Origin of the sequence: Nonomuraea deserti (assembly GCF_004348685.1) — a bacterium.
Taxonomy (GTDB): domain Bacteria; phylum Actinomycetota; class Actinomycetes; order Streptosporangiales; family Streptosporangiaceae; genus Nonomuraea; species Nonomuraea deserti.
Genome location: NZ_SMKO01000041.1, coordinates 21405 through 34426 on the forward strand (window position 1 = coordinate 21405; position 13022 = coordinate 34426).

13 protein-coding genes are annotated in these 13022 nt (G+C 70.3%); 6 read left to right on the forward strand and 7 right to left on the reverse strand.

Annotation, left to right across the window (positions count from 1 at the left end; translation table 11 throughout):
* Positions 1-24: 24 nt before the first annotated feature.
* The 6 genes from E1292_RS17735 to E1292_RS17760 form a co-directional block, all read right to left on the reverse strand.
* Positions 25-786: an NAD(P)-dependent oxidoreductase gene (locus E1292_RS17735; protein ID WP_220446905.1), complete on the reverse strand. Its 762-nt coding sequence runs from the start codon at positions 784-786 to the stop codon at positions 25-27.
* A 173-nt stretch (positions 787-959) separates the two neighbouring features.
* Positions 960-1970 (reverse strand): ABC transporter substrate-binding protein, encoded by a 1011-nt coding sequence (locus tag E1292_RS17740; protein ID WP_132596315.1) that lies wholly within the window; start codon positions 1968-1970, stop codon positions 960-962.
* Between the two features lie 31 nt (positions 1971-2001).
* On the reverse strand, positions 2002-2844 hold the full coding sequence (locus tag E1292_RS17745) for an ABC transporter permease (RefSeq protein ID WP_132596316.1): 843 nt from the start codon (positions 2842-2844) through the stop codon (positions 2002-2004).
* Positions 2841-3608 (reverse strand): ABC transporter ATP-binding protein, encoded by a 768-nt coding sequence (locus tag E1292_RS17750; protein ID WP_132596317.1) that lies wholly within the window; start codon positions 3606-3608, stop codon positions 2841-2843. The genes E1292_RS17745 and E1292_RS17750 overlap by 4 nt, the downstream gene beginning before the upstream one ends.
* Positions 3605-4528 (reverse strand): DUF6282 family protein, encoded by a 924-nt coding sequence (locus tag E1292_RS17755; protein WP_132596318.1) that lies wholly within the window; start codon positions 4526-4528, stop codon positions 3605-3607. Before E1292_RS17755 ends, E1292_RS17750 begins: the two co-directional genes overlap by 4 nt.
* An 84-nt stretch (positions 4529-4612) precedes the next feature.
* Positions 4613-5116, reverse strand: a complete 504-nt coding sequence (locus E1292_RS17760) for a GntR family transcriptional regulator (RefSeq protein ID WP_132596319.1) — start codon at positions 5114-5116, stop codon at positions 4613-4615.
* A gap of 181 nt (positions 5117-5297) precedes the next feature.
* Here E1292_RS17760 and E1292_RS17765 point away from each other — a divergent pair, with 181 nt between their 5' ends.
* The 6 genes from E1292_RS17765 to E1292_RS17790 all read left to right on the forward strand — a co-directional run bounded on the left by E1292_RS17765 (position 5298) and on the right by E1292_RS17790 (position 12083).
* Positions 5298-6083 carry a sulfite exporter TauE/SafE family protein gene (locus tag E1292_RS17765; protein WP_132596320.1) on the forward strand — a complete coding sequence of 262 codons (786 nt, stop codon included), beginning with the start codon at positions 5298-5300 and terminating at the stop codon, positions 6081-6083.
* A 216-nt stretch (positions 6084-6299) separates the two neighbouring features.
* Positions 6300-8390: a PQQ-dependent sugar dehydrogenase gene (locus E1292_RS17770; protein ID WP_132596321.1), complete on the forward strand. Its 2091-nt coding sequence runs from the start codon at positions 6300-6302 to the stop codon at positions 8388-8390.
* 9 nt (positions 8391-8399) lie between these two features.
* Positions 8400-9296 (forward strand): sugar phosphate isomerase/epimerase family protein, encoded by an 897-nt coding sequence (locus E1292_RS17775; RefSeq protein ID WP_132596322.1) that lies wholly within the window; start codon positions 8400-8402, stop codon positions 9294-9296.
* A 146-nt stretch (positions 9297-9442) separates the two neighbouring features.
* A complete protein-coding gene (locus tag E1292_RS17780) occupies positions 9443-10972 on the forward strand; it encodes an alpha/beta fold hydrolase (protein ID WP_246090177.1) in 1530 nt (509 codons plus the stop codon).
* A 194-nt stretch (positions 10973-11166) separates the two neighbouring features.
* Complete coding sequence (locus tag E1292_RS54960; protein ID WP_281284044.1) at positions 11167-11295, forward strand: hypothetical protein; 129 nt, start codon at positions 11167-11169, stop codon at positions 11293-11295.
* 116 nt (positions 11296-11411) lie between these two features.
* Positions 11412-12083, forward strand: coding sequence for a C39 family peptidase (locus E1292_RS17790; protein ID WP_165974602.1), 672 nt, complete (start codon positions 11412-11414; stop codon positions 12081-12083).
* A gap of 41 nt (positions 12084-12124) precedes the next feature.
* Here the strand turns inward: E1292_RS17790 and E1292_RS17795 are convergent, their stop codons facing one another.
* On the reverse strand, positions 12125-12982 hold the full coding sequence (locus E1292_RS17795) for an SPFH domain-containing protein (protein WP_132596325.1): 858 nt from the start codon (positions 12980-12982) through the stop codon (positions 12125-12127).
* Positions 12983-13022: the final 40 nt, after the last annotated feature.

Below are 13022 nucleotides of genomic sequence, written 5' to 3' on the forward strand. Positions count from 1 at the left end.
TTCGTCGTGGTGGAGGGGGACCGGTCAGTCCAGCAGCGAGGCGAGCCAGGTGCGGGAGGCTTCCATGACCCAGGAGGGCCGGCCGAGCTCCGCGAGATAGCCGGCGGCGTCCTCGACCTCGTGCACCCGCCGGGCGGCGTGCACCTTGCTGCCCTCGATCAGCCGGTCGATCAGCTGGTCGACGTCGCCGGAGAGCTCGGCCACGATCTGCGCCCGCAGCCATTCCTGCTCGCCCGCGGCGACGGCGGCCGTCTCGCACTCGAGCATCAGCGCGGCCATGCCCTTCATGAAGACGCTGCGCAGCAGCTTCCTGGCGGCGGCCGCGCCCGCTCCGCCGGGAATGCTCTCCACGGGCACGGCGGCGGGCCGCACGAGGTCGGCGAACGTGTCGGCGCCGGTGCCGCTGGCCATCAGCGGGGTGCGCGCGCCCTGCCGGGGCACGGGCGCCAGCACCGCGACGTCGGCGAACCGGACGTCCTGGGCCGCGGCCAGCTCCGCCAGCGTGCGCTTCAGAGCGGGAGAACCGGTGTTGAGGTCGGCGTAGATAGCATGTTTCGGACAACCAGGAAGAGCCTGCCGGGCGACCGATTCCGCGGCCCGGGCGCCCACGAGGCTGATGACGAGGTCGGCGCCGGCCACGGCCTCCGCCACGGAGGACACCTGCTCCACGTCGTCGCCGGCCTGCGCGTACGGGTCGAAGCCTCGCACGCCGAGGCCGGCGGCACGCAGGTCACGTGCGTAGATCCGCCCGGCCTCGCCCAGTCCCAACATCGCGATCTTTGTCACGCCGGCTCCCGACCATCCTGTCGATGAAACAGTAGCCAGAATTGTTGACAATCTGATTGCCAATGTCAACCCTATTTCGGTCGAATGACCGGCAGATTTCCGGACCACCGTCGCGGGCATGCCGCCGAGCCGGGGCCCGGCTCACGGGCCCCGGCATCGCGGGACGGCGGCCGTCAGGACCCGGCGATCCTGAGGTCCTCCGGGACGATCTCCTCGTACGACGGGAAGTGGTCGATCAGGCCGGTCTCGCGGTGGAACGCGACGGCGGTGTCGTAGGAGGCCCGGGCGAAACCGATCACCTCCGGGATCTCCTCCTTGACGATCGCGGAGAGCGCCGCGAGCGCCTCGGGATCGGTGCCCTTGAGATACTCGGCCAGCAGCGGCTCGACCTGCGCGGGCTGCTCATGGATCAGGCGCTGCGCCCGGCCGACGGCCCGCTGGAAGGCCGCGACCTCCTTTCCCTTCTCCTCCAAGGCCGCCTGCGTCGTGAACACGACACCATGGGCCACGTCCGACAGCTGCGGCACGTCACCGCGGGCCGGCGAGATGTAGTTCCTGCCGATCCCCGCCGCCTCCGCCTGCTGGGCGATGGGCTGGAAGAAGGCCAGCGCGTCCACCCGGCCCGCCTTCAGCGCGCCGAGGGCGGCCGAGGTGACGCCGCCCAGGTTGACGAGCTCCGCGTCGGTGTCCGTGCGCAGGCCGACGCGGGCGAACAGGTACGTGACCAGCGCCTCGGTGCCGCTGCCAGGCCCGGTGATGCCGATCTTCTTGCCGCGCAGGGCGCGGATCCGGTCGTCCAGCGGCTCCGACCCCGCCGGCCAGCCGGGCTTCTCGCTCACCACGATGTCGACGTAGTACTTGTCGACCAGGTTGGCCGCCAGGCGGGTGCTCTTGTCGACGCCCGACAGGTTGAGCGCGTCGGTCATCACCCCGGCGCCCAGATCGATGCTGCCCGACTTGAGGGCGGCGGCGACCTTCGCCCCCGTGCCAAGCCGCGGGCGCTCGCCGAGGGTGACGCCCTCCTCCTGGAAATAGCCGTTCTTCTCCGCGACGAACAGCGGGAAGAACGCGACCGAGTTGCTGATCTGGCCGACGTTCAGCACGTTCGCCGGGGCGGTGGAGCCGCGCTCGGCGCAGCCGGTAACCGCCACCACCAGGGCGACCAGCGCCGCCACCGCCGTCACCGACCGGCGCGGTGTCCTGTCGTCCGAGTGGTCATGTGCGGGCCTCCAACGGCTTCCATCTGCCGACCCACCGGTCGAACAGCCCCACGACGAGGTTGAGCAGCGCGGCGATCACGCTCAGCACCACGAGGGTGGCGAACACCCCGGCCGTGTCGAAGTTCGCCGCCGCGTCATTGATCAGGTAGCCCAGCCCCCGGTTGGAGGCCACCAGTTCCCCGATCACGGCGCCGATCAGCGCGTACGGCACCGCGACCTTCAGCCCGGTGAGCATGCCGGTCATCGACGACGGCAGGATCACCTTCATCGCGATGTCGCGCTTGGTGCCGCCCATCAGGCGCACGGCGTCGATCAGCCCGCGATCGACCTCGCGGACGCCCGCCGCCGTGTTCAGGAACACCAGGAAGAACACCGTGGCCGCGGCCAGCAGCACCTTCATGTTCGTGCCGATGCCGAACCAGACGATGAACAGCGGGGCGAGCGCGACCTTCGGGATCGAGTACAGCGCCATGATGAAGGGGTCGAGCACGCGGTACACCCGGGGCGCGGAGGCGAGCAGGAACCCCGCGAGCGCGCCCGCGGCCGAGCCCAGCACGAAGCCGAGCACGATCTCCTCCAAGGTCACCCAGGTGTTCGCCCACAGGACGCCGTCCCGGTGCCATTCGAGCAGCCGGGCCCAGATCGCGCTCGGCCTGCTGGTGAAGGTGATGTCGAACCACCGCTCGGCGGACCACTCCCAGACCGACAGCAGCACCGCGACCAGCGCCAGGCGGGTGAGCGCCACGGTGACCGTGCCGCCGCGCCGGTCCCACCAGGTGCGCTCGATCGGCACGGTCTCGGCCGCCGGCGCCGCGGTGTCCGGGGGTGCGCTGCTCATGACCGGGCCCCCTCTGCCAGTGCGGCCGTCATCTCCTTGTGCAGGGCGACGAACCCGGGATCGACGCGCATCTCGTCGGCGGCGCGCGGCCGGGGAATGTCGGTCTTCCGGTCGAGCACCACGCGGCCGAGCCGTCCGAGCACCACGACCCGGTCGCCCAGCAGCAGGGCCTCCTCGATGTCGTGCGTCACGAAGACCACCGTCTGCCCGCTGCCCTCCCACAACCGCAGCAGCTCCGCCTGCAGGTCGGTGCGCAGTTGCGCGTCGAGCGCGCCGAACGGCTCGTCGAGCAGCAGCGTCTCCGGGTCTCCGACCAGCATCCTGGCCAGGCTGACCCGGCGCCGCATGCCGCCGGACAGCTCGCGCGGGTAATGCCGTTCGAAACCCTGGAGCCCGACCCGTTCGACGAGCTCGGCGGCGCGTTCGCGGCGGCGCGGCGCGGGCACCCCCTTGATCTCCATGGGCATCTCGATGTTGCGCCGCACGTCCCGCCACGGCATGAGCGTGTCGCTCTGGGTGAGGTAGCCGATCTCGGGACGCGGCCGCAGGATCGGCTCGCCCCGGTAGGTGACCGTCCCCGAGGAGGGCGGGATGAGACCGGCGAGGAGGTTGAGCATCGTCGACTTGCCGCACCCGCTGCGTCCCAGGACGGTGACGAAGCCCGCCTCCTCGATCCCGAGCGTTAAGTCGCGCAGCGCCACGATGCCCACGTCGTCCTTGACGAACTGCTTGGACAGCGACTCCAGCCGCAGGATCGCGCTCATGTGCCGGCCCCGGCCAGCCATCGGGAGTTGCGCACCGCCATGGTGCGTACGTCCTCCTCGGTGAAGCCCTCCGCGAGCAGCCGGTCGGCGAGCAGCGCCAAGCCGTCCTCCACCGGAGGGTTGAACGGCTGGCCGAGGTCGCTGGAGAGCACGGAATGGCGGGGCCCGGCCGCGGCGATGCCGGCCAGCCACGCCTCCCAGGTGACCTTGCCGGTGTATGGGGTGGTGAAGCAGCGTTCGAGCAGCGCGCCCCTGCCGGCCAGCCGTCGCTGCACGTCAAGGGCCACCCGCTGCGACGTGAACTCCGGGTGCGTGATGACGATGCGGCGTACGCCCTCCGCGACGGCCGCGTCCACCACCGCCTCGATCTCCGCCGCGCTGAGATGGCCGGTGGCCAGGGTCATGTCGTGCCTGGCGATCACCCGTAACACCTGCCGGGCGCGGTCGAGCACGGCGCCGTCCGCGGCCACGACGTCGACCGGGTCGGCCGCCATGCCCTCGGCTCGAAGCTCCTCCTGCAGCCGCGCCCACATCGGTGGCCTGGCACCCGCGGGGTCGGCGGCGGTGCACGCGCGCTGGTTGGCGCTGTCCACGGTGGGTAACCAGACGACCTGGGCGCCGCCGCGCGCGGCCACCTCGACCGCGATCGGATTCAGGCCGCCGACCGATCCGTTCATGGTGATCGCCCCGACCGCGCCGAATCCGGGGACGGCGGCGCGCACCACCGCGGCGCGCTCGGTCGTGGGGACGTAGTGAGATTTCAGGACGTAACCGGCGAGGCCCACCTCGGCGAACCGTGGAGCGAGGGCCAGGTCGTCGATGCGCCGCGGCATCACGTCGGGCGCTACATGGATGTGGATGTCGTACGCGCCGGCGACGATCTCGCGGGCGCGGCGGGAAGGTGTCGGGTGCTCGGCCACAACCGCCTCTTACTGTCGACCCGATGCTGCCGTGATTGTTAACAATCTGTGCGACAAACGTCAAGAGGCGGGCGGGCGTGGCACCTACCGCAGCAGCACCCCCGACGGCTGCGGGTTCGTCGCCTTCAGGGCCTCGATCACGCTGGTGAGGTGGCGGCGAACCGCCTGTTCGGCCGCCTGGGCGTCGCCGGCGCAGATCGCCTCGATGATCGCCAGATGCTCCGGCAAGGAGACGGCGGGGCGGCCGGGCTGGAGCGCCAGCCGGAACTGGTGGCGCACGCCCTGCGCGCGCAGCCGCTCCAGGACCCGCTCCGCGGCGCCCTGGCCGCTGAGGTCGCGGATCCGCTGGTGCAGCAGCTGGTTGGCCTCGGAGTAGCCGAGCACGTCGCCCATGGCCACGGCAGCCTCCATCCGGGCGCCGATCCCGCGCAGCTCCGCCGCGTCGGCGGCGGTCGCCCGCTCTGCCGCCTTGGCCGCGCACAGGCCCTCGACCACCATCCGCACCTCGGAGATCTCGATCGCCTCCTCCAGGGAGACGGTCCGGACCCGCGCGCCACGGTTCTGCACGCGCTCCACGAGCCCCACCATCGCCCATCCGCTGAGATGTCAGCGATATTGTCACCAATCGTGCCCAAAAGGGTAACGGCTGACCGGGCAAGGGAAGTATGGCCTTTCCGGTGGACGGGAGCCGCGGCCACCTTTCGCCCGGTGTCGAAACGATCGCGGCCTAGCGTGCTCTCGTGAGATCCCCGCGCCACCGCGACGCCCCATGACACCTGGAGAGATGCTGGCCGTCTTCACGGCCGGCACGGCCGCCGGGGCCGTCAACACCGTCGTCGGGTCCGGCACTCTGATCACCTTTCCCGTGCTGCTCGCCACCGGCCTGCCACCGGTCACCGCCACGGTCTCCAACGCGCTCGGCATGATCCCTGGCTCCATCAGCGGCGCCGTCGGCTACCGTCGCGAGCTGCGCGGCCAGCGCCCGCGCGTCCTCAGGCTGAGCACCGGGGCCGTGCTCGGCGGGCTGGCCGGCGCCACGCTGCTGCTGGTGCTGCCGGCCGCGGCGTTCGAGCTCATCGTGCCCGCCCTGGTGGGCCTCGCGCTCGTCCTGATCGTGCTCCAGCCCCGCATCAGCGAGCACGTACGGCGCCGCCGCCGGAGCACGGCCGGCACGGACGGGGGCGTCCCGCTCCTCACCGGCCTGACGCTCGCCAGCGTCTACGGCGGCTACTTCTCCGCCGCCCAGGGCATCGTCTACATGGCCCTGATGGGGGTGCTCCTCGACGAGACCCAGCAGCGGCTCAACGCCGTCAAGAACGTGCTCGTCGCCCTGGTCAACGCCGCCGCCGCGATCCTGTTCACGTTCGTCGCGGACGTCGACTGGACGGCCGCCGGGCTGGTCGCGGCCGGGTCCACCCTCGGCGGCCAGATCGGGGCCGCCGTGGGCCGCCGCTTCAGCCCGGCCACGCTGCGCCTGCTCATCGTGGCGGTCGGCGGCTTCGCCATCGTCCACCTGATGGCCGGTCCCGCCCTCGGCACTTCGCCGCTGCGCTGAGTCGCCGGCGAGGCCGGCACGGGGCATCGCCAGGCCCTCCGAGAGCAGCGCGGCGGCCGCCCGCAGAGCACGTCGTTCCGCTGGAAGCACTTAGTGCGATCGGAGGCGAAAGTGCTCCAGCCAACGAAATATGGGCCTCCTTGGTCGGCGGAAGCCGGGTTACATTCACGGTGCTTTGCCCTCTCTTATCCCCCCGAGCAGACCGAAGGGAGAGGCATGGGAACGAGAACCGTGATCGCGGCCATCACTGCTGCGGCGATCCTCATGCCGGCCGCCGCCGCGAACGCCGCCGGCGGCGCGGCCCCGCCGCCCGACGACCAGTTCCAGAAGGTGACGCTGAACGACCATCCGGGCGAGCCCATGGACCTGGCGGTGTTACCGGACTCGCGGGTGCTGCACACCACCAGGAAGGGCGAGGTCTGGCTGCACGACCCTGAGACCGGCCTCAACACCCTGGCCGCGCGGCTCGACGTCTACCAGCACGACGAGGAGGGGCTGCAGAGCATCGCCCTCAGCCCCGGCTTCGGCCAGGGGTCGAAGAAGGACGACTGGGTCTACCTCTACTACTCCCCGCCGCTCGACACCCCCGTCGACGACCCGGCCACCCCGGACGTCAACGAGGGCGACGCCCCGCTCACCGGCACGCCGGACGACTTCGCGCCCTTCAAGGGGCTGATCCGGCTGTCCCGCTTCCGCCTCACCGGCGACACGATCGACCTCCGCACCGAGCAGCGCGTCCTCGACGTGCCGGTGGACCGCGGCATCTGCTGCCATGTCGGCGGCGACATCGTGTTCGACGCCCAGGGCAACCTCTATCTGTCGACCGGCGACGACACCAACCCGTTCTCCTCCGACGGCTTCACCCCGATCGACGAGCGGCCCGACCGCAACCCCGCCTTCGACGCCCAGCGCAGCGCCGGCAACACCAACGACCTGCGGGGCAAGATCCTGCGCGTCAAGGTCCGCGCGGACGGCTCCTACACGATCCCGCGCGGCAACCTCTTCAGGCCCGGCACGCCGGGCACCCGGCCGGAGATCTACGCGATGGGCCTGCGCAACCCCTTCAGGATCGAGCTCAACCGCTCGACCGGTGAGCTCTATGTGGGCGACTACTCCCCCGACGAGCAGGAGGCCGACCCCCAGCGCGGCCCGGCGGGCACGGGCAAGTGGACGGCGATCCGCAGGGCCGGCAACTACGGCTGGCCGTACTGCGCGACGGCGCGGCTCCCGTACGTCGACTACGACTTCGCGACCGGCGCGTCCGGCGCGGCGTTCGACTGCGCCGCGCCCGTGAACGAGTCGCCGCACAACACCGGCAGGCGCGAACTGCCGCCGGTCGTGCAGCCGCAGGTGTGGTACTCGTACGGCCCCTCGGCGGAGTTCCCGCAGCTGGGCACCGGCGGCATCGGCCCGATGGCCGGCCCGGCCTACGACTACGATCCGCGTGACACGCGCGGCCGCACGGCGGTGGGCTGGCCGAAGTACTACGACGGCGTCCCGCTGTTCTACGAGTGGACCCGCGACTACGTGAAGGCCTTCCACCGTGACGGGCGCATCGAGGACGTGCTGCCGTCGCTGGTGTTCGACAATCCGATGGACATGGAGTTCGGCCCCGACGGCGCCCTCTACGTGCTGGAGTACGGCGACGGCTACTTCCAGGAGAACGAGGACGCCCAGCTGGCGCGCTACGACTACATCGGCAACACCGGCAACCACACGCCCGTCCCCGCGGCCACGGCGTCGGTGACGGCGGGCCACGCGCCGCTCGCCGTCGCCTTCACCGCCGACGGCACCACCGACGCCGACGGCGACCGGCTCAGCTACGCGTGGGACTTCGACGCCGACGGGCGGGTCGACTCCCGCCGCCCCGAGGGGTCTTTCACGTACGAGGAGAACGGCCTGTACCAGGCCACGCTCCGGGTCACCGACCGTCACGGCAGGTCGGCGGCGACGTCGGTGCGGATCGTGGTGGGCAACGCCACGCCGGTCGTGGAGCTGGTCAGGCCCGTGGACGGTGACCCGTTCAGGTTCGGCGACGTGGTCGAGTTCGAGGTGCGGGTCACCGACGACCAGGAAGTCGACTGCGCCGACGTGACCGTGGACTACATCCTCGGCCACGACGACCACGGCCACCCGCAGACGACGGCCCGGGGCTGCACCGGCTCCATCCAGACCACCGAGCCGAGCGGGCACGACCCGGAGACCGACGAGCTGACCGGCGTCTTCGTCGCCACCTACACCGACCCGGGCGGCGACCTGCCGCCGCTGACGGGCACCGACCGGGTCGTGCTCCAGCCCACGCGATAGGAGATCCCCATGTGTTACGGCTACGGCCCCAGCAGGCGCTCGCTGCTCGCGGCGGGACTCGGGCTCGGGACGGCGGCCATCGCCGGCGCCGCCGCGCCCGCCGCCGCCACGCCGCCCCACCACCACCGCAGGCGCCGCATCCCGCCGGGCCAGATCAGCATGCAGCTCTGGACGGTACGCGACGACCTCGCCCAGGACTACGACGCCACCCTCACCTACCTGGCCGAGATCGGTTACCCCAAGGTCGAGCTGGCGCTCGGCTACTTCGGCCGTACGGCCAAGCAGCTGCGGGAGTTCCTCGACGGGCTCGGCATCCGCTCCACCTCCAGCCACGACGACATCAGCGCCGACGACGCCGGGCTCGAGACCAAGATCGATAACGCGCTGACCCTCGGCCAGTCGTTCATGGTCGTGCCCTACCTGAACTCCGACAGCGAGGACCAGTGGAAGGCCTGGGCCGAGCGGATGAACGTGGAGGCGGCCGCCGCGCGCGAGGCCGGGCTGCGCTACGGCTACCACAACCACGCCCACGAGTTCACCACCGACCTCGGGGGCGGCAGAACGCCCTGGGACGTGCTCACCTCCGAGCTCGATCCGCGCCTGGTCCACCTGGAGATCGACCTCTACTGGGCGGTCACCGGCGGCGTCGGGCGCGGCGTGCGCGATCCGGTGCGTTTCACGCTCGACGTGATCCGCCGGGCGCCTCAGCGGGTCCTGCAGTTCCACGTCAAGGACCGGCATCTCGACGGCGACATGGCCGACCTCGGCACCGGGACCATCGACTTCCGGCGGATCTTCGACCGGCACCGGGTGATCGAGTACATCGTGGAGAACGACACCCCCGACGTGACGCCCCGGCGTACGTCGGAGGTCGGGTACCGCTACCTGCGGAAGGTGCGGTTCTAGGGACGCCCGGCCCCCACCCGGCCCGGGTGGGGGCCCGCGCGGAAACGCAGCGGAAACGGCCGCTGGTGCACAACTGAGAGGCCCGGAAACCCCGGCACACCGCGGGTCGTCTCGCGGTGCGTTCCTTCCGAGAAGGACTTCGAGTTGTGAATCGTACGACAGCGGCCGGCATGACCGGCATCACCTTGGGAGCCCTGCTGACGAGCTCCGTCGCCCTTGCCTCGCCGACCGCGGCGGCGAGCGCCTGGACCAAGCCCTCTGCCATCAATTGGGCGGCGTGCCCTGAAATTTCGGACGACGAGCTGGGCAGAAAGCTGTCTGAGGAGCAGCTCGCGAAGGCCAGGCAACTGCTTGACCGCATGGAGTGCGGGACCATCAGCGTTCCCCGCAACTACGACGTCCCGCGCGGTGAGCAGATCACCGTTGCCCTGACCAGGCTGAGGGCCACCGACCACAAGCGCCGGCTCGGCACCATGATGCTCAACCCCGGAGGGCCGGGCGGCAGCGGCTATCTGATGCCCGTCGAGCTCGTCGCCACGGGCGTCGAGCTGGACAACCGCTACGACCTGATCGGGTTCGACCCCCGGGGCGTGGGCCGGAGCACCAAGGCCGACTGCTCCGGCGGCGGCCAGGGTGGACGGCCGCAGCCGGGCCCGGTCACAGAGGAGCAGGCCAGGAAGATCTACGATCAGACGGTCAAGAAGAACAAGGCGTGCGCCGAGTCGAACCCCGAGCTCATCGGGCAGCTCACCACCGAGAACGCGGCCCATGACGTCGACAGGATCCGCGCAGCGCTGGGCGAGAAGAAGATCAGCTTCTACGGCGTCTCCTGGGGCGGATGGCTCGGGACCGTCCTGCGCAGCATCCACGGCGGCAAGATCGACCGGATGTGGCTCGACAGCCCGGCACCGCCCTACTCGAGGACGGACGTCGCCACGGAGTTGCGTGCCAAGGCCACCGACCGCAACTTCCAGCGCATGGCCGCCTGGATCGCCGAGCGGAACGACGAGTACGGACTCGGAACGACCCGCCGGCAGGTGGTGTCGGCGGTGGAGAAGATGCGGAAGTCGTATGACGAAGAGCCTCTGGCCTTCACCGATATCGACCTCACCGTGGACGGTGCTCTGATCTCCCAGGCCGCGAGCAGCCCGAGCTTCAACTGGTCCGAGATGGCCCAGGTGCTGAGCGAACTGCAGGACGCCGAAGGGCCGAGCGCCCCGCCGACGGTCAGGAAGGTGTTCGGCAGCCCGCCGTCCGGCGCGCCCTCCGGCACCGACAAGACGGCGAACCTCGCCTACCACTGCAACGAGGATCTGGGCTCGCGCTCGTTCGAGGCGGCCTGGAACGCCTACCAGAAGCGCCTGAAGCGCTACCCGGTGACCGGCAGGACCACCCCCGTCACACCGGCGTGCGCGGGATGGCCGCTGCCGGTCAACAAGACGCCGCTGAAGCGCCACGGCGGCTCTTTGGTGCTGTCGGGTCACCGGTACGAGAACCTGTCGCCGTGGGAGGGGGTGCTCGCCACGCACGAGACCATCGGCGGCACCCTGGTGAGCATGGACGACGACGTGCACGGCTCCGCCATCCGGGTGCCCGGGTGCGCCGCGAAGGTGATCGCCTACTTCGAGACCGGGCGGCGCACCACCTCGTGCCCCACGGGCCCGGAACCTGCCTGACCGGGGATGCCTCCCGAGCCGCTGAGCTGCACAAACATCACAATTAAGGCAAAGATCGAGATATATCCGTCATAACAGCGCATAATGCATTAATGACGTCCCACCGATCCGCACCTCGGCGACGCCTTCCCGGGAGCCCGTTCAACGTCCCTGAAGTCGCCCCACCCCCGCTTGAATGCTTCGTCCTGCAAGACATGGTGAGCCATGACACGTACGGCCTCGGGTCGGTCATCGGGGTCGAGGAAGGCGTCGCCGTCCTCGTCGACTTCGGCGCCCAGACCCGCCGCATCACCGCGCCGTACCCCAAGCTCTTCAAGCTCTGAGGCCCGCCCAGGCGGATCCTGTCGCCTGACCTGTTTATCGAGTCATAGTCACGGATGACCGTAGGACTCGGTATTTTGGTCGCTCCGGTAATCCCTCTTGCACGGAGAGACACAACGTGGCCGCTGCCAAGCTCGCCCTCGGTACCGTTCTGACCGCCGCGCTCCTGTCCACGGGCGCCTCCCCCGCGGCCGCGCAGACCGCGGGCGAGCCACCGGTCAGCGCCCGGCTCTCGGGGCTGTCGCTGTTCGAGGGCTCGGTGAAGATCAAGGGGCAGGCGCAGAAGACGGGCTACTATTGCGCGCCGGCGTCCAGCTCGATCGTCCTCCAGGTGTTCGGCGTCAAGCGCAGCCAGGACCAGCTCGCCAAGGAGATGAAGACCGACCCGGAGGCGGGCGCCACCAAACGGCGGAACACCCTCGACGTGCTCAACAAGCACCTCAAGCCGAAGGGCTACATGTTCCGCCTGACCTACGGGAAGGACAGGCCCGGCACGCTGATGCTCCGCGTCTCGCAGGCGGTGGGCGTGCTCAAGAGGCCCACGATCCTCGCGGTCCGGGGCAACAAGCTCCCGTGGAGCAAGGCGGACAAGAACTACGGCCACGCGATCGTGGCCTACGGCTACGACAAGGCCAAGGGCACGATCACCGTCTGGGACCCGAACGCCGCCAAGGGCGCGCTCGGGTCCCACGTCATCTCGGCCAAGGCACTGGCCGCCATCGTCAACGACGTGCCCGACAGCAAGATGGGCGGGGTCTACACCCTCTCCAAGCCCCTCCTCCCCCTCTAGCAGGCCCCGCGGACGAGGAGGGCACGGACCGGGGCGGCCGCTCAGTTCACCTTCCGCCCCTGGTTCGGCGTGACGTTGATCTGGCCGCTGTCGGAGACGATGATCTGGATGCGCCCGTCCTTGACGGCCTGCCACATGACCGCGCCCTGCGCGCCGAGCACGTCCTTCAGCGCCTTGATGGCCTCCAGCTCGGTGCGCGCCTTCTCGTTCTTCGCCTTCTGCGCCGTGTTCTCCTCCTGCGCCTGCTGGACGGCGGCCATCGCCTCGCGCACCTTCAGCGGAGGCTGCGGCTGCTGCAGCGTGACCGAGAACTTCTCGAAGAAGGCGGTGCCGCCCTGCTCGCGCAGGAACTGCCCCATGTATTCGGCGACCTTCGCCTCCCACTGCTGCTTGGCCTGCGGGTCGCGGTACGTCAGCTCGCGCCAGGCGAACTCCTTGCTGGCCGCGTCCAGGGCCCGGTCGAGCGGCTGGCCGATGTAGACGCTGAGCAGTTTGTCCCAGCCCTCGTCGGTGTCGGCCTCGTACTTCAGCCCGATCTGCTCGTGGAACTGCCGCAACGTCTTGCAGTCGCTGGTGAGCGAGAACGTGACGACGCCGGACACCCGCATCTCCAGCGGGTCCTTGGTCCACATCGTCAGCGGCCCGGACTCGGCCCCCGGCTTGGTCTTCTCCCCTTCCGGATCATTGGGGTCGGCGGCGAACTCGAACGTGCGCTGGCCGGCCGGATAGACGTAACCCTGGTCACCCGGGCCGGACACGTCGCGCACGCCCGGGTCGACGCAGTTCTGGAACGTGGTGTCGGAGAAGACGCCCGCGTCGTAGACGATGCCTTTCTGGTCGGGCTCGGGGGTCGTGATCGAGCAGCCGGCGACCAGGAAGGCGGCGGCTAACGATGTCATGACGGTCGTGTGCCTCATACGCGATGACGGTAGTACGCAT

What these genes read in the sequence shown, in the direction of transcription:
- E1292_RS17760 (WP_132596319.1), bottom strand. Translation starts at nt 5,116, where the DNA reads ATGGTGGGGCTCGTGGAGCGCGTGCAGAACCGTGGCGCGCGGGTCCGG.
- E1292_RS17750 (WP_132596317.1), bottom strand. Translation starts at nt 3,608, where the DNA reads ATGAGCGCGATCCTGCGGCTGGAGTCGCTGTCCAAGCAGTTCGTCAAG.
- E1292_RS17770 (WP_132596321.1), top strand. Translation starts at nt 6,300, where the DNA reads ATGGGAACGAGAACCGTGATCGCGGCCATCACTGCTGCGGCGATCCTC.
- E1292_RS17775 (WP_132596322.1), top strand. Translation starts at nt 8,400, where the DNA reads ATGTGTTACGGCTACGGCCCCAGCAGGCGCTCGCTGCTCGCGGCGGGA.
- E1292_RS54960 (WP_281284044.1), top strand. Translation starts at nt 11,167, where the DNA reads ATGGTGAGCCATGACACGTACGGCCTCGGGTCGGTCATCGGGGTCGAG.
- E1292_RS17745 (WP_132596316.1), bottom strand. Translation starts at nt 2,844, where the DNA reads ATGAGCAGCGCACCCCCGGACACCGCGGCGCCGGCGGCCGAGACCGTG.
- E1292_RS17765 (WP_132596320.1), top strand. Translation starts at nt 5,298, where the DNA reads ATGACACCTGGAGAGATGCTGGCCGTCTTCACGGCCGGCACGGCCGCC.
- E1292_RS17795 (WP_132596325.1), bottom strand. Translation starts at nt 12,982, where the DNA reads ATGACATCGTTAGCCGCCGCCTTCCTGGTCGCCGGCTGCTCGATCACG.